The sequence below is a fragment of the Castellaniella sp. genome (genome assembly GCF_041677825.1).
Lineage (GTDB): Bacteria > Pseudomonadota > Gammaproteobacteria > Burkholderiales > Burkholderiaceae_B > Castellaniella.
This window is the reverse complement of sequence record NZ_JBAYPG010000005.1, coordinates 51,878-67,064: the sequence shown is the minus strand read 5'-3', so window position 1 is coordinate 67,064 and position 15,187 is coordinate 51,878. Positions and strand designations below refer to the sequence as shown.

18 protein-coding genes and 1 pseudogene are annotated in these 15,187 nt (G+C 57.3%); 15 read left to right on the top strand and 4 right to left on the bottom strand.

The features are described 5' to 3' along the window. Window positions 1–64 precede the first annotated feature (64 nt). The 12 genes from WCY17_RS03665 to WCY17_RS03610 all read left to right on the top strand — a co-directional run bounded on the left by WCY17_RS03665 (window position 65) and on the right by WCY17_RS03610 (window position 9,564). On the top strand, window positions 65–367 hold the full coding sequence (locus WCY17_RS03665) for an urease subunit gamma (protein ID WP_372700811.1): 303 nt from the start codon (window positions 65–67) through the stop codon (window positions 365–367). Between the two features lie 11 nt (window positions 368–378). Beyond that, complete coding sequence (locus WCY17_RS03660; protein ID WP_372700810.1) at window positions 379–789, top strand: urease subunit beta; 411 nt, start codon at window positions 379–381, stop codon at window positions 787–789. A gap of 33 nt (window positions 790–822) precedes the next feature. After that, entirely contained in the window at window positions 823–2,541 is a 1,719-nt protein-coding gene (locus WCY17_RS03655; RefSeq protein ID WP_372700809.1) for an urease subunit alpha, read from the top strand. 143 nt (window positions 2,542–2,684) lie between these two features. Then, window positions 2,685–3,263 carry a hypothetical protein gene (locus WCY17_RS03650; protein ID WP_372700808.1) on the top strand — a complete coding sequence of 193 codons (579 nt, stop codon included), beginning with the start codon at window positions 2,685–2,687 and terminating at the stop codon, window positions 3,261–3,263. After that, window positions 3,232–3,984, top strand: a complete 753-nt coding sequence (locus WCY17_RS03645; RefSeq protein WP_372700807.1) for an urease accessory protein UreF — start codon at window positions 3,232–3,234, stop codon at window positions 3,982–3,984. The genes WCY17_RS03650 and WCY17_RS03645 overlap by 32 nt, the downstream gene beginning before the upstream one ends. 7 nt (window positions 3,985–3,991) lie before the next feature. Beyond that, window positions 3,992–4,654 (top strand): urease accessory protein UreG, encoded by a 663-nt coding sequence (gene ureG, locus WCY17_RS03640; RefSeq protein WP_372700806.1) that lies wholly within the window; start codon window positions 3,992–3,994, stop codon window positions 4,652–4,654. Then, on the top strand, window positions 4,647–5,699 hold the full coding sequence (locus WCY17_RS03635; protein WP_372700805.1) for an urease accessory protein UreD: 1,053 nt from the start codon (window positions 4,647–4,649) through the stop codon (window positions 5,697–5,699). Before ureG ends, WCY17_RS03635 begins: the two co-directional genes overlap by 8 nt. A 34-nt stretch (window positions 5,700–5,733) precedes the next feature. Next, window positions 5,734–6,714 (top strand): urea transporter, encoded by a 981-nt coding sequence (yut, locus tag WCY17_RS03630; RefSeq protein ID WP_372700804.1) that lies wholly within the window; start codon window positions 5,734–5,736, stop codon window positions 6,712–6,714. A 56-nt stretch (window positions 6,715–6,770) separates the two neighbouring features. Next, entirely contained in the window at window positions 6,771–8,000 is a 1,230-nt protein-coding gene (locus tag WCY17_RS03625) for an ammonium transporter (protein ID WP_372700803.1), read from the top strand. A 41-nt stretch (window positions 8,001–8,041) separates the two neighbouring features. Further along, a complete protein-coding gene (crcB, locus tag WCY17_RS03620) occupies window positions 8,042–8,425 on the top strand; it encodes a fluoride efflux transporter CrcB (RefSeq protein ID WP_372700802.1) in 384 nt (127 codons plus the stop codon). A gap of 9 nt (window positions 8,426–8,434) precedes the next feature. Further along, complete coding sequence (locus WCY17_RS03615; protein ID WP_372700801.1) at window positions 8,435–8,815, top strand: CrcB family protein; 381 nt, start codon at window positions 8,435–8,437, stop codon at window positions 8,813–8,815. A 23-nt stretch (window positions 8,816–8,838) separates the two neighbouring features. After that, the gene (locus WCY17_RS03610; RefSeq protein WP_372700800.1) at window positions 8,839–9,564 is read left to right on the top strand and encodes a FadR/GntR family transcriptional regulator; all 726 of its coding nucleotides are present in this window, start codon (window positions 8,839–8,841) and stop codon (window positions 9,562–9,564) included. A gap of 115 nt (window positions 9,565–9,679) precedes the next feature. Here WCY17_RS03610 and WCY17_RS03605 read toward each other — a convergent pair whose 3' ends face one another. The 4 genes from WCY17_RS03605 to WCY17_RS03590 form a co-directional block, all read right to left on the bottom strand. After that, window positions 9,680–10,729 (bottom strand): ABC transporter substrate-binding protein, encoded by a 1,050-nt coding sequence (locus WCY17_RS03605; RefSeq protein ID WP_372700799.1) that lies wholly within the window; start codon window positions 10,727–10,729, stop codon window positions 9,680–9,682. A gap of 53 nt (window positions 10,730–10,782) precedes the next feature. Continuing rightward, a complete protein-coding gene (locus WCY17_RS03600) occupies window positions 10,783–11,397 on the bottom strand; it encodes a DUF1989 domain-containing protein (RefSeq protein WP_372700798.1) in 615 nt (204 codons plus the stop codon). Between the two features lie 82 nt (window positions 11,398–11,479). Next, window positions 11,480–12,661 carry an alpha-hydroxy acid oxidase gene (locus WCY17_RS03595; RefSeq protein ID WP_372700797.1) on the bottom strand — a complete coding sequence of 394 codons (1,182 nt, stop codon included), beginning with the start codon at window positions 12,659–12,661 and terminating at the stop codon, window positions 11,480–11,482. Window positions 12,662–12,798: 137 nt separating this feature from the next. Then, window positions 12,799–13,077 carry a hypothetical protein gene (locus WCY17_RS03590; protein ID WP_372700796.1) on the bottom strand — a complete coding sequence of 93 codons (279 nt, stop codon included), beginning with the start codon at window positions 13,075–13,077 and terminating at the stop codon, window positions 12,799–12,801. 299 nt (window positions 13,078–13,376) lie between these two features. On the opposite strand from WCY17_RS03590, the gene WCY17_RS03585 reads away from it, so the two are divergent. The 3 genes and pseudogenes from WCY17_RS03585 to WCY17_RS03575 all read left to right on the top strand — a co-directional run bounded on the left by WCY17_RS03585 (window position 13,377) and on the right by WCY17_RS03575 (window position 15,141). Next, window positions 13,377–13,661: an acyl-CoA dehydrogenase family protein gene (locus tag WCY17_RS03585; RefSeq protein ID WP_372700872.1), complete on the top strand. Its 285-nt coding sequence runs from the start codon at window positions 13,377–13,379 to the stop codon at window positions 13,659–13,661. Between the two features lie 27 nt (window positions 13,662–13,688). Further along, a pseudogene (locus WCY17_RS03580) lies at window positions 13,689–14,495 on the top strand (enoyl-CoA hydratase/isomerase family protein). Window positions 14,496–14,541: 46 nt separating this feature from the next. Continuing rightward, window positions 14,542–15,141, top strand: a complete 600-nt coding sequence (locus WCY17_RS03575) for a YqiA/YcfP family alpha/beta fold hydrolase (RefSeq protein ID WP_372700795.1) — start codon at window positions 14,542–14,544, stop codon at window positions 15,139–15,141. Window positions 15,142–15,187 lie beyond the last annotated feature (46 nt).

Sequence of the window (15,187 nt, the reverse complement as noted above, 5' to 3'; positions counted from 1 at the left end):
CACGCGAACCCAAAAAAAACATGCCTGGCGCATGTTCCAATCACTTCTGCACCGGAGGCCACATATGCACTTTACCCCTAGAGAAATCGACAAGCTGATGATCCACACGCTGGCGCAGATCGCCCAGAAGCGCAAGGATGCAGGCCTGAAGCTCAATCACCCCGAAACAGTGGCCCTGATTTCGGCGGCCGCCCTCGACGGCGCCCGGGCCGGCAAGACGCTGGAAGAAGTCATGAGCCTGGCGCGTACGGTCATCGGCAAGGAAGACGTGATGGATGGCGTGGCCGACATGATTCCGTTTGTCCAGGTCGAGGCCGTGTTCACCGATGGCTCACGCCTGGTAACCGTGCACAGCCCCATTCAATAAGGAGACGACCCATGACCACAAGTGAACAGAAGGCACCCGTGGGGGGGCTGATCCTGGCCGACGGCGATATCGAGATCAACGCCGGTTATCCCGTCACCACCCTGAAGGTGCGCAATACGGGCGACCGGCCAATCCAGGTGGGCTCGCACTATCATTTCTTCGAGGTCAACAGCGAACTCGAATTCGATCGTGAACAGGCCTTTGGCAAGCGTCTGAACATCCCCGCCACGACCGCGCTGCGGTTCGAGCCGGGTGACGAGAAAGAAGTCGAACTGGTGCCCTATCAGGGCAAGCAGAGGGTGTTGGGGTTCAACAACCTGGTCGATGGCTGGGTAGGCACCGAACCGGATCACGTCAGGCGCCCGCGCCTGACCGAATCCATGGAGCGTGTGGCGCGTTTCGGCTTCAAGAACAAGCCCTGACCCCCCGGCAAACTCATCGAACAGGACACTACCATGGCAAAGATTTCCAGAAAGCAATATTCTGATTTGTACGGCCCCACGACGGGCGACAAGATCCGGCTGGGCGATACCGATCTCTACATCGAGATCGAGAAAGACCTGCGCGTGTATGGCGAAGAAGCGGTCTATGGGGGGGGCAAGACCCTGCGCGACGGCATGGGCATAGACAACGAACTCACCAGTCTTGCGGGCGCGCCCGATCTGGTCGTCACCAATGTCACCATCGTCGATGCAAAGCTGGGGGTCATCAAGGCCGACGTGGGCATCAAGGATGGCCTGGTCTGCGCAATCGGCAAGGCGGGCAACCCGTCCACCATGAAAGGGGTGACACAGGGCCTGTCCGTAGGCGCCGGGACTGACGTGATTTCAGGCGAGCACCTGATCCTCACCGCTGGGGGCATCGACGCCCACGTCCACTACATTTCTCCGCAGCAGGCACAGGCGGCGCTGAGCAACGGCATCACCACGGTGTTCGGTGGCGGGGTAGGGCCCACCGACGGCACCAATGGCACGACCATCACGCCGGGCACCTGGAACATCGAAATGATGCTGCGCTCCTTCGATGGCTGGCCGGTCAACGCCGGCGTGCTGGGCAAGGGCAACTGCTCCACGCATCTGCCGCTCATCGAACAGATCCATGCCGGTGCCATGGGCCTCAAGGTGCACGAAGACTGGGGCAGCACCCCGGGCGCCATCCGTGCCGCCCTGACGGCGGCCGATGAGTACGACGTGCAGGTCTGCATCCATACCGACACCCTGAACGAAGCGGGTTTTGTCGAGAACACCATTGCGGCCTTCGAGGGGCGCACCATTCACGCCTATCACACCGAAGGCGCGGGCGGCGGGCATGCGCCCGACATCCTGCGGGTGGCAGGCCAGCCCAACGTGCTGCCCAGCTCGACCAACCCGACCTTGCCGTACGGGGTGAATTCACAGGCCGAACTCTTCGACATGACGATGATCTGTCACAACCTCAGCCCGAAGATTCCCACCGACGTGGCCTTTGCCGAAAGCCGGGTACGGGCCGAGACCATCGCGGCAGAGAACGTACTGCACGATATCGGCGCGATCTCCATCATTTCGAGCGACAGTCAGGCCATGGGCCGCATCGGTGAAAACTGGATGCGCGCCGTGCAGACGGCGCACCTCATGAAGGCCCGCTTCGGTGCGTATGCGGGCGATGACTCGGGCAACGACAACCAGCGCGTCCTGCGTTTCGTGGCCAAGGTCACGATCAATCCCGCCATTGCGCAGGGCGTGTCTGCGGTAGTCGGTTCGGTCGAAGTCGGCAAGATGGCCGATCTGGTCCTCTGGGAGCCGGCTTTCTTCGGTGCCAAGCCCAAGATGATCATCAAGGGCGGCTTCATCTCGTGGGCCCTGATGGGCGATCCCAACGCCTCCTTGCCTACGCCGCAGCCCGTACTCTACCGGCCCATGTATGGGGCCATGGGTTCGGCACTGCCCAGGACGCGGGTCACCTTCACATCGCGAGCCGCTTTCGATGAAGGGGTCGCCAGTCGCTATGACCTGCAGTCACAGGTGGTGGCGGTGCGCGGTACACGCACCATTGGCAAGGTGGACATGGTGCGCAATGGCACGCTGCCCGAGATCGAGGTCAATCCAGAAACCTTCGCCGTCACGGTCGACGGCACGCATGCCACGGTAGAGCCCGCCACCAGCCTGCCTTTGGCGCAATTGCATTTTTTCAGCTAGCAGTCAGCAGGCGGGTGCCTTCTTGCTGCGAGCAGATGCCTGCGTCGGGCGCGTGATCGGCCCGGCGCAAGTCATCCGTGTACCGGGGCGGGGCACTCGCGCAGGTGTGCATTGGGTTGTATGGATGGTTTTCTGGAGTAAACATGATTCTGGTGGAAGAAGTTCTGGGCAATCTGAAAGATGAGCCCTGGCACACGCGCGCTCATCAGGGCACTGTCGACGAACTGGTGCTCGAGCAGTGGGAAGCGCCCAAGAGCCGCCTGCGCAAGGCCAGCCGGGAAGGCCTGGAACTGGCCATCTCCCTGCCGCGCAGCGAGCACCTGCACGACGGTGACGTGCTGCACTACGATGCCGAGAAAAACCAGCTGGTGGTGGCGCGCATCGCGCTCAAGGAGGTCATGGTGATCGAGCTCGAGGGCCTCGAAAAGCTGCCACCGCAGGACATCCTGCGCTTGTGCTTCGAACTGGGCCATGGCCTGGGCAACCAGCACTGGCCGGCCGTCATCAAGGGGTCCACCGTGTACGTGCCGTTGTCGGTCGACCAGAAAGTGATGGCGTCGGTCATGAAGACGCACGCATTCGAACACGTGAAGACCTATTTCGCCGCAGGCGAAGACATCGCGGCCAGGCTGGATGCCAAGGAAGTCCGCATGCTGTTTGCCGGAGCCGACGCAACGCCGCATCATCACCATGACGACGTGCACGTCCACAGGTATGCCTGAAGACGGGGTCCAGTCTCCCGGATACTCGGCAGCCAGTGACATGCTGTTGCTGGCCCGGCTGCTGCAATTTTCGGATTCAACCCTGCCGGTTGGCTCTTTTGCTTTTTCCAATGGGCTCGAATCCGCAGTCCAGACGGGTGTCGTCACCTGTCCGGAGGATTTGCTGCAGTTCGTCGAAGTTGTGCTTCGGCAGGCGGCCCACATGGACGGTGTGGCGGCCCTGCATGCGCACCGGGCGATTTCCCGGGGTGATTTTGCAGCCGTGCTCGAGGCGGATCAGGCTTTGTGGGACAGCCGTATCGGGGCCGAGCAGCACATGATGCTGGCGCGCATGGGCAAGAAGCTGGCTGAACTGGCCCTGCGTTTCGATGAGTTTCCTGTCGTGCGCCAATGGCTCGCGGCCATCCGCGACAATGCCACACCGGGTTGTTTCCCGGTCGGGCAGGCGCTGGCACTGGCGCATCTGGGTGCCACAGAGGCGCAGGTGTTCGTTGTGCATCAGTACAGTGTCGCGGCCATGATGCTCAGTGCGGCGGTACGCCTGATGCGCATCGATCACCTCGATACACAGCGCATCCTGTTTGTCGTCCAGAACCGCGCACCCGGTGACTACGAAGACGTGCGCGAGCTTTCGCTCGATGAAATGTCGGGCTTTGCCCCCGTGTTCGATGTGCTGGTGGCACATCATGTGAAGGCTCATGTGCGCCTGTTTATGAATTGAAGCTGGAATGGAGCAAGTCGTGAAGAAAATCACTCGCATAGGTATCGGCGGCCCAGTGGGATCGGGCAAGACGGCCATCATAGAAACCATTACGCCCCGCCTGATCGAGATGGGCGTACGCCCACTCATCATCACCAATGATGTGGTGACCACCGAAGATGCAAAACAGGTCAGACGCACGCTCAATGGCATTCTGGTCGAAGAAAAGATCATCGGGGTCGAAACCGGCGCGTGTCCGCACACGGCGGTGCGCGAGGATCCTTCCATGAACATCGCCGCAGTCGAAGAGATGGAAGAAAAGTATCCCGACAGCGATGTCATTTTCATTGAATCGGGTGGCGATAACCTGACGCTCACGTTCAGCCCGGCACTGGCCGATTTCTACATCTATGTGATCGATGTGGCCGGCGGTGACAAGATCCCGCGCAAGAATGGCGCAGGTGTGTGCCAGTCCGACATCCTGGTGATCAACAAGAAGGATCTGGCGCCCTACGTGGATGCCAGCCTCGAAGTGATGGATCGCGATTCCAGACTCATGCGTGGCAGCAAACCCTTCGTGTTCACCAACTGCAAGACCGGCGAAGGCATCGATGAGCTGATCGCGCTCATCATGGATATGGCGCTGTTCGATGTCAGGCCTGCGCAGGGGGCCGATGCCGCCCATGTCTGAAACGCCTGTACTGCCCGGCCGGCTCGGGCATCTGGATGTTGCCCGGGAATTGCGTGGCTATCACACGCAGCCCGCCCAGATGCGGGCTGCGGGGCCTGGCAAGATTGGCCAGTTGCGCCTGGGGTTTTCGTTGCGCAACGGGCGCTCGATCCTTCACGACCTGTATCGGGTGGCGCCGCTGCTGGTGCAGCAGGCCCTGTACTGGGACGAGGCCATGCCCGAGTTGCCGATCTGTTCGATCATTTCGGTGGGCGGCGGCATCCTGCAGGGCGATCGCTACACGATAGACATCACGGTGCAAGAGGGTGCCTGCGCTCAGGTGAATTCCCAGGGCTACAACCGCATCCACCAGATGGATGCCAATTATGCCTCCCAGCACCAGACGATCCGGCTCGATGCGGGGGCCTATCTGGAATACCTGCCGGATTTCACCATCCCGTACAGAGATTCGCGCTACATCAATCACACGGACATCATCATCGACCCCAGCGCAACGCTGCTGTATGGCGAAATGTTCATGACCGGGCGCAAATACCATCATGCCAGCGAGCGTTTCGGTTTCGATACGCTGTCCTTGCTGACCATTGCGCAGCGGCCCGACGGCCAGCGCCTGTTCCATGACAAGATCCTGATCGAAAAAAGCAATGAATTGCTGGACTTTGCCGCGGTCATGCGCGGCTATGATGCCTTTGCCAGCGTCATGTGCCTGACGCCGCCCGACGTGGCCGAACGGATCGTGGCCCGGTGCGAGGTACAGGCTGGTGGTGGTCAGGCGGGCGGCAGTCAGACGGGCAACCTTCGGACAGGCAATGGTCAGGCGGGTGACGGTCGGGCGGGCAGTGGTCAGGCGGGCAGTGGTCAGGCGGGCGGCGATCGTGTGCGGGCCTGGTCGGGCGTGTCGGCATTGCCGCATGAGGCCGGCCTGATACTGCGTGCCGTGGGCGTCGAAAGCTACGATGTGCGTGCCGAGGTCCGGCGCTTCTGGCAGATCGTGCGCGAAGAGGCCCGTGGGCGTACGTTGCCTGACGAATTTTTGTGGCGCTAGCATCGTTTCCATCACTGAACCGGAGGTCAAGACAATGGCGAGTGAAAACAACAATTTCCTGACGGTGTCCCTGAGGGGGGCCGGGCAGGTCTTCTTCATGGAAAATGCCCTGACGGGCCTGCTGTTTCTCGTGGCCATTGCCTACGCATCGTATGATGCGGGGCAATGGGCGACGACAATCGGGGCAATCATTGGCCTGCTGGTCGCCACGGTCACGGCCATGTGGATGGGCAATGACAAACCATCCATCCAGTCGGGCCTGTTTGGCTTCAACGGCATTCTGGTGGGCGTCGCCCTGCCCACATTCATCGCAGTCTCGCCCCTGCTCTGGTTCTACATCATCGTCGGCGCGGCCGTCAGTACGGTGGCCACTGCCACCTTTGCCGCGACGCTGACCAAAAGCTGGGGGGTCCCCGGCTCGACCGGACCATTCGTGCTCACGGCCTGGCTCATGGTGGGCGGTGCCTATGCGTTCGGGGCACTGGATGTCACGGGCGATTCGGCCCGCATGGCGACCGACTACATCAGTGGCGCGGCGGTCATCCCGGCGGCCGATGAACTGGTGCAGATCTTTTTCCGCAATATTGCACAGGTGTTCCTGCTGGGCAGCGCGGTCAGTGGCGTCATCATCCTGATCGGCATTTTCATCGCCTCGCGTCGGGCGGGTCTGGCTGCCGCGGCGGGCTCGCTGGTGGCGATGATCTGTGCGATCGGCATGCGGGTCGATCCGACCGTGGTGATTCAGGGCCTGTACGGCTTCAGCCCTGTACTGACGGCAATGGCGGTGGGGGTGATTTTTCTCGATACGTCGGCGAAGGTGGTGGTGTATGCATTGCTGGCGACGGTGGCCACGGTGTTCGTCCAGGCGGCCTATGACGTCGTCATGTCGCCCCTGGGCCTGCCGTCGTTCACCGCGCCGTACGTGCTCACGATGTACCTGTTCGTGGCACCCAAGAAGGCCCTGGCACCCCATCCACATGCGCCGGTGGCCGAGCATCAATTGGATGATGCTTGACGCAGCCCTGTTTTCCGAGTTGGGGAAGTCCTGTTTTTATTTGAAAGGTGAACGATATGCCAGTGATCAATTCCGGTGATACCGCCTTCATACTGATCTGCACGGCGCTGGTGTGCATGATGACGCCTGCGTTGGCGCTGTTCTATGGGGGCCTGGTCAAGCAGCGCAACGTGCTGTCCATCATGATGCAGAACTTCATCTGCATGGGGGTGGTGGGCGTCATCTGGGTGTTTGGCGGCTTCAGCCTGGTGTTCGGGCCCTCGGTGGGCGGGGTGATCGGCGACATCGGCACGTATTTCGGCATGTACCACGTCGGCATACGGCCCAATCCGGAATTTGCCGACAATATCCCCTTCATCATGATTTTCGCCTACCAGATGATGTTCGCGATCATCACGCCAGCCCTGATGACGGGTTCGTTCGTGGGGCGCTTCCGGTTCACGGCCTATCTGCTGTTCGTGGCCTTCTGGACCATTCTGGTGTATCTGCCGGTGGCGCACTGGATCTGGGGCGGCGGTTTTCTGGCCAGGCTGGGGGTGGTGGACTTCGCCGGCGGCATCGTGATTCACGCATCTGCCGGCTTTTCCGCACTGGTGGCGGCCCGGTTTCTGGGCGCGTCTGCGCGCGTCCAGGGTGAAAAGAAAGAACAGCCAGCCAGCCTGCCGCTGGTTGCTGTGGGGGCCGGCTTGCTGTGGTTCGGGTGGTTCGGCTTCAATGCCGGCGGCGCGTATGCCGCAGATGCGCTGGCGGCCTACGCCTTCACCAATACCATGCTGGCCGGGGCTGTGGCCATGCTCGTGTGGCTGGCCTGGGAGTGGCTCGAAAGCGGCCGGCCCTCTTTTTCGGGCGTGCTGGTCGGTGCCGTCACCGGCTTGGCCACCATCACGCCAGCCGCCGGATACGTCGAACCCACAGCAGCATTGGCCATCGGTGCCATCGGGGCCTCGGTCTGCTTCAATGCAAAATACGTACAGAGCTGGCTCAAGATCGATGACACGCTCGAGGTCTGGCGCGCACATGGGGTGGGTGGGGTGACCGGTGCCCTGCTCATCGGTGTACTGGCCAGCTCGCACATCAATGCCGTATCGGCAGGTTGGCACCAGCTCGGCGTGCAGGCCCTGGCGCTGGTGATTGTGGCTGTCTATGCCATTGTGATCACTCTGATTCTGCTCAAGATTCTCGATGCGGCCGGCATCCTGAGGGTGCCTGCAGAAGAACAGATCCGTGGCCTGGATGAAGAAATGCACGGTGAAACTGCATTCAGCCTCTGGAACATGAAGAACTGATGACATACCTTGTTGGTTGCTTTTGCAGAGGATAGTGCGGCATGGAGAGTATTGACATCATCTGGGTCGGCCTGGGTGGCGGGTTCGGCTCGCTGCTCCGCTGGTACGTCGGCAAGCTGGCAGGCGAGCACTTCCAGGGCTCGTTTCCGTTAGGCACCTTTCTCATCAACATCAGCGGGGCCTTTGTCATCGGTTTTCTGAGCGTGTATTTCTCGGTCCACTGGCAGGATCGCTACGGTTCCATGCTCAACGCGGGGGTGCTGACCGGCATTCTGGGGGGCTACACGACGTTCAGCACGCTGATGCTCGATGTGCTCAAACTGCACGACAGCCGCAAGCGCGTGCTGGCATGGTTCTATCTGGTCCTGTCCGTACTGGTCGGTCTGGTCTGCGCCTGGCTGGGCGCGTCTCTGGCACAAGCATAGGGGGGGGACATGAAATTGATCGTGCTGGTTTTCATTGGCGGGGGTATCGGCGCCATTGGCCGTGAACTGTTCATGCAGCTTACGCCCGCCGGCTTTGAGGGTTTTCCGCTGGATATCCTGCTGGCCAACCTGCTGGCCTGCCTGCTGCTGGGCCTGGCTGCAGCAGTGCATGCGCGCGGCAAGCTGAGCGATTCTCAATACCTGTTTGTGGGCACAGGGATCATGGGTGGGCTGTCCACTTTTTCCAGTTTTGCCTATGGTGCGGTAGTGTTGATGTCGGGCCCGGCGCAGGGCACGATGGTGGCCATCGTCTATGTGCTGGTGAGCATGGCGCTGGGCTATCTGGCCGTACTGGCGGGCCAGAAGCTCGGCGGTGGGCGCAGTGTCTGATGTGATTGCGTGTGAGGAAAACCATGTCGTTGAACCTCTCGACTGCCACAATTCCATCGACGTCTCCAAAGCTGGCAGACAAGCTTTATGAGAACCTGCTGGTCTGGATATCTGAAGGGAAATTCGATGCCGATAACAAACTTCCACCGGAACTCCGCCTTGCCAGAGAATTTGGCGTGTCGAGATCTGTCGTCAGGGAGGCCCTGTCGCGGCTTCGGGCTGACAGGATCATAATTTCCAGGCGTGGTTCCGGCACGTATATACAGACACGCCCCAAAAAAGAGTTTTTTGAGTTTGCTCGTTTGGGCGGCATTTCGGATGTGATGCGTTGTTATGAATTCCGGGTTGCACTTGAGGGGGAAGCTGCCTATCTTGCCGCGGTTCGACGTACCGAGCATGATCTATCAGCCATGTCACGTGCGTTAGAAGCAATGGACAAGGCTGCAAGGCATGGTGAAATCGGAGCCGAGGTGGACATGCGCTTCCATAACGCCATTGCGCGGTCTACGGGTAACCACCTGTTTGAATCGGCCATGGCCGCCATTGCTGACTATGCAATATCGGGGATCACTATTGCTCGCAGCTTGTCTCTGATTTCGAATGCGGATAGATTGAGGCAAGTGCAGAATGAGCACGAAGTTGTATTTAATGCCATCAAGGACCAAAATTCCGAGGCGGCGCGAGATAACATGCGTCGTCACATCTCAAATTCTAGGATGCGCTTATTGAGTGGTGAGTCTCAATTTTAAGAGATAGGCACGACGCGTACGTTTTCTGCTGAAATCTGAAAATGCAGAATGTACCCGCCGTGTAGTGTTCTATGTTGTCACTCAAATACTGGACAAGGAATCGATAGAATATCCTTCAGCGTGCTGACCACGCAGTGAATCGTTGTTCCAACTCTTCTCCGTGGTCAAGCCAGAATGCTGCATCCGTGTAGAGAACGTTCTTGCTGTTTTCGGGTGATGTAGGCAACACGCCACTTCTGCTGCTATCGAGAAGATCCATTGTTCTTTTATTTGTGGGCCCGTAGGTTACCCGTTTGGCCAATTCGGCCTGAGCTTCAGGGGAACTTGCAAATCGCACGAAATCAATGGCTAGCTCCTTGTTCGGCGAACCCTTTGGAATGACCCAGTAATCCGTTTCGAATATACCCTCATTCCAGACAACGTCCAGCGGGTAACCTTCGTCCTTTGCTGCATCTATTCTTCCATTGTACGCTGACGACATGATAACGTCGTTGGATGCGAGCATTTGCACTGGCTGTGCACCCGTTTCCCACCAGATAATATGGTCTTTGATCTCATCAAGCTTTTCGAATGCGCGATTCACCCCTTGGGGAGTTTCAAGGGCTTGATAGACGTCTTTTGGAGCCACACCATCAGCCATGAGTGCGTATTCTAGATTCCCCTGAGCTACCTTTCTGAGGGAGCGTTTTCCAGGTATATTCTTGATGTCCCAGAAATCGGTCCAGTTCTTTGGGCCGCTCGGCAAGGCTTCTTTATTGTAAGCCATCACTATTCCAACCACGTAGATACCTACGCCACATTCGGAAATGGCGCCTGGTATAAAGTCTTCGGTATTCAGCAGTGCCGGCCAGTCTATTTTTTCATAATAATCTTCCTCGCAACCTTTTACTAGATATTGTGGTTCAGAGTCGATTGCATCCCATACGACATTGTCTGCCTGAACCATGGCCTTGATCTTCGCCTGTTCACCATTGTATGGAATATTGATTATTTTGACACCGGTTTTTTTTGAAAATGGGTCCATGAATGCTTCCTGTAGGGCCTGTCCGGTGGTCCCTCCATAGTTTACTACTGCGAGATCCCGAGCGTTTACCGATGAGCTGAATGATAAAGAAAGGAACAATACGCTTATTGTAGAAATAGCTTGAAAGGTTATAACCTTCATGTCGCTCTCCTGTGCGGTTGCATATGCCAATCTGATTTCCGATTCTCAATTTTCTATATTATTGAATATCCAACTTCTGTTGGTTCCGCACCATCACCATGAATGGGTATCAGATCAAACGGACAGCACGACAGAACGACTATCGTATCCATTGCTGCACGCAGGATGATATAGTCATTTTTTTTCAATGTTGGCTCACTCCAGTGAATTTTTCCCTCTGCGTCGATGGGAAAGTTCATCCACAGGTTAAGTGGACTTGGGCAGTCGTGCATTGAGATGCCGATCTCTCGCAAAGCAATGTATAAATTATCAGTACAGTTTTCATGATAGGTTGTGCAGCCTCCTTCACTATATCGATATGAGTCGCACGCGGCGATCATCGTGTCATGTTTGGACCGTGATGTATCTTCCTCCATGACCAAAACTGGCCGTCTTTTATTGGTTATCACTGAATCGCCTTTCTCAAAGAAATATTTGGCATTTTTTGCTCTTGTATGCTCCATGGATGAGTATTCGTATATATCGTTTGCATTGAAGGCCCAGGTATCCACCACTTGATGCCCATGGATGCTTGTGATTTTCAGTGCCTGTCCTTTAGTCAGGCGTATTGCTTTTCCCATGCGAGCTGGAACGATGCTCATATCATTATTCACTGCGTTTCTTGTCATGACTGATCTCCTTGGTGTGGTTAATTAATGGGCGCATTGACCCATGGGATTGGGAGCTTTATTAATAAATTCACTGATCTATTCATCTTCGGGCGAGCTGCCTCTCGATTTGGCTTCCAGGTTTATACAAGAATGAATGAGAGAGTTCATCGATTGAATCGATGCCCAGCAGCGCGAGGTTGCGATCGATCTCGGCCAGTAATATCTGGATGGCCTGCGTCACACCCTGCGCACCAGCTACCGCCGCAGCGTAATTGAAAGGCCTGCCAATAAAGACGAAGTCGGTTCCCGAGGCAAGCGCCTTTAAAATGTCGGAGCCTCGCCTGATTCCTCCATCGAGCATGAGTTTGACATTATTTGATACCGCTTGCCTGATCCGGGGTAATGCGTCCATGGGGGAAATGGACCCATCCAGCTGGCGGCCTCCGTGGTTTGAAATAATTATGCCATCAGCTCCATGCTCACATGCCTTTCTTGCATCTTCATCGTTTAGCAGGCCCTTTACGACCAGCGGTCCTTTCCAGAGCTTGCGCACTTCACTCAGATTGTTCCAGCTGAAAGTGGTACGGCCCGAAAAGTCGCGGAATACAGATTTAGAAATAATTGGGGCTCCACGTACTGCATAATTGTTCTCGAAATGAGGAATTCCGCTAGTCAAGAGGGTTTTTAACCAAGTGAAAAGCAGCCATCGAGGATGTGTGATGCCATCCCAGATCAATCGCGCGCCTGGTTTAAATGGTGTAGAGAAACCAGTCCTCGTTTCATTTTCCCGATTTCCGGAAACGGGAAAATCAACTGTGATTACAAGCACTTCGAAATTTGCTTTTCCCACGCGCTCGATCAACGCCTCCAGTTTTTCACTGGTTTCAGGAATATACATTTGAAACCATGTTCCGGGCGCCACATCAGTGATTACCTCCATTGGGATCAGTGATGAGCCACTGAGGATCATTGGTATGTTCATTGCCATTGCAGATTTCGCGAGAATCAGATCTCCCTGGTACGCTGTCAGTGCTGCAATTCCCATTGGAGCGATACCGAACGGTGCGTCATAGGATCGTCCAAACAGATGTGTGCGTGATGATCGTTGACTTGTGTCGTTCAGACAGCGTGGAACAAAATAAAGTTCTTTGAAAGACTCTATGTTGCGTCGTGACGACTGCCCATCTTCCGCGTAGCTATCTACATACGTAAAGATCATCTTCGGAAGCTTGCGCCTTGCTTTCTCTTCAAAATCTTCCAGGCAGATTATTTTTTTACTCATACGAGATTGGATGATCAACTGGTTGTATCATCTATAACCGAATATTTCTAAAAGTCGGACAATTTCTATAAGCTGTCCGACAACTTATTTTTCAGCTTTGCAGACCTAATGTGAATTATGGTAAACCCTGATGAAATTCAATTTCTGTACTGTTTAGTTTGAATGCACAGGATGTTCGCCTGTTCAGCGACGCGTCTCTTGCTCTGTTTGGAAATCTTGAGCGATTCGTAGAGTTTGCTCAGGTATGAACCATCGGACGGTCGCTGGTGTACAGGCTGCACCTGGCTGGCGCACGCCCGAAGCAGAGGCCGGGAACCATTGGCCTGGGCCTGCTGCCAAAAGGCGTAGCCTGTAAGTCGCTGGTCGGCCAGCACAATCATGTCGAGCGGTGTGGCTTGCATCACCTGAGGGGCCACGGCCTGTTCGCTGTCCCGATATGGGCCCGCGTGCGTGCTCACGAGGAGGCGAGTGCCTACTCCTCCAAGGCACAAAAACGGAATCGGGGAAAGGCCGGTGCACCACGCGAAGCGCCAGGATAACAGGGCTGGCCGCATCGGCTCGCTCACCACGTGTACCCATGGTGCTGCCATCCAGGCGCATGATTCGTAAGCCGCGATACCAACCGCCCGGCATCGGGCCGGGACCATACACCTGAGCTTGCGAGCGGTGCAGCGATTCAGATACCCCGGCGCCAACCCGGTGGCGTGCCTGGGAAATCACGCCATTTGCTGACCATCGCGCTGTCGATCTGATCGCCGTAGACTCGGCCAGTTATGGGTTGCCTGTGACAACAGAGGCATCTTGCGCGAAACTGTTTGCATCCGAGATGTGCGGTCGCGTGGCCGATCGTGCCGTGCAGATTTTCGGTGGTGCCGGGTATATGAGCGAATACGGGATTGAACGTTTCTACCGGGATGCACGACTATTTCGTATTTACGAAGGTACTACCCAGATACAGCAATTGGTGATTGCTCGCCAGATGCTGCGCGAATTGGCCTGACGTAGGTATTCCGCAAAGGTATTTATTATGCAATACGCTGATTTCGAATTCATCCGCTTTGATCGTCGGCCCGATGGCGTGGTTCTGGCTACGTTGAACAGGCCGGATGTCATGAACGCCACGAACGCCCGCCTGCATTAGGAATTGACCAAGGTCTGGGGGGTGGTGGATGCCGACCCTGCGGCAAAAGTGCTGGTGGTCACGGGCGCAGGCTCGCGGGCGTTCTCGGCAGGTGGCGATCTGTCGTGGGTCGAGGACATGGTCGGCAATTCAGAGGCTGTGGCGCAAGTGATGAAGGAGGCCGCGGACATTGTTTACAACATGCTGGCCTGCGAAAAGCCGATCGTTTCGGCCATTAATGGTACGGCCGTGGGGGCTGGCCTGGCCGTTGCCTTGCTGGCAGATATCAGTGTGATGGCAGATACGGCCCGCATCACCGACGGGCACGTACGGCTGGGGGTGGCGGCTGGGGATCACGCTGCCATTCTGTGGCCGCTGTTGTGCGGGATGGCGAAGGCAAAATATTACCTGATGACAGCTGATTTCATCGATGGGCCGGAAGCCGAGCGTCTGGGGCTCGTAACCTTCTGCGCGCCACAAAAAGAGGTAGTCGACAGGGCGCTGACCATTGCCGCGCGTCTGGCGCGGGGCAGCCAAGTCGCCATACGTGGTACGAAAAAGGCGCTGAATCACTGGATACGGGCGGCGGGTCCGGTATTCGATCATTCGCTGGCTCTGGAAATGCTTTGTTTCATGGGGCCCGATGTGCGCGAGGGTCTGGCGGCGGTGCGTGAAAAGCGCCAGCCTGATTTCCCCACTGCGCGATTGCCTTGACATGTGCACGGCCTGTGGCGCCGGATTCAGCAAGGGCGTCTGATCCATGATCCTCTACCTGCATGGCTTTCGCTCTTCACCTGATTCGGCCAAGGCCCGCTTGCTCGCAGCCGGGCTCGCGCGTCGCGGTCTGGCAGATCAGTGGTGCTGTCCCCAACTGCCTGCCAGCCCCGCTGCGGCGCTACGCCTGGCACTGCAGATTTCCAGGGCGGCCAGCGATGCGCCAGATGGTCTTCTGGCGGTGATTGGTTCTTCATTGGGAGGCTTCTATGCCACCTGGGTGGCAGAACAGACAGGCTGTCGCGCCATCGTGCTCAACCCTGTGGTGCATGCAGCACGTGACCTCGCCACACAGGTCGGCCAGCATCGTACTTTTCACGATGACCAGCCGTTCGAGTTCCTGCCCCGGTACGTCGATGAACTGGCCGAGGCCGAAGCGGGGGTTTCTGTGCTGACCCGGCCGGAGCGGTATTTTCTGCTGGCGACCACGGGCGACGAGGTGCTGGACTGGCGCGAAATGCAGGCACGTTATCCGGCCTCACCGCAGCTGATCGTGGAAGGCAGCGACCATGGGATTTCGGGCTTTGAACAGTATGTTGCTACCGTACTTGAATTTGCGCTGCCGGGGCAGCAGACACGTTCTTGATCGGCCTACGGCCATCTGCTTTAATGGGCGGTCATCTACACGCGGA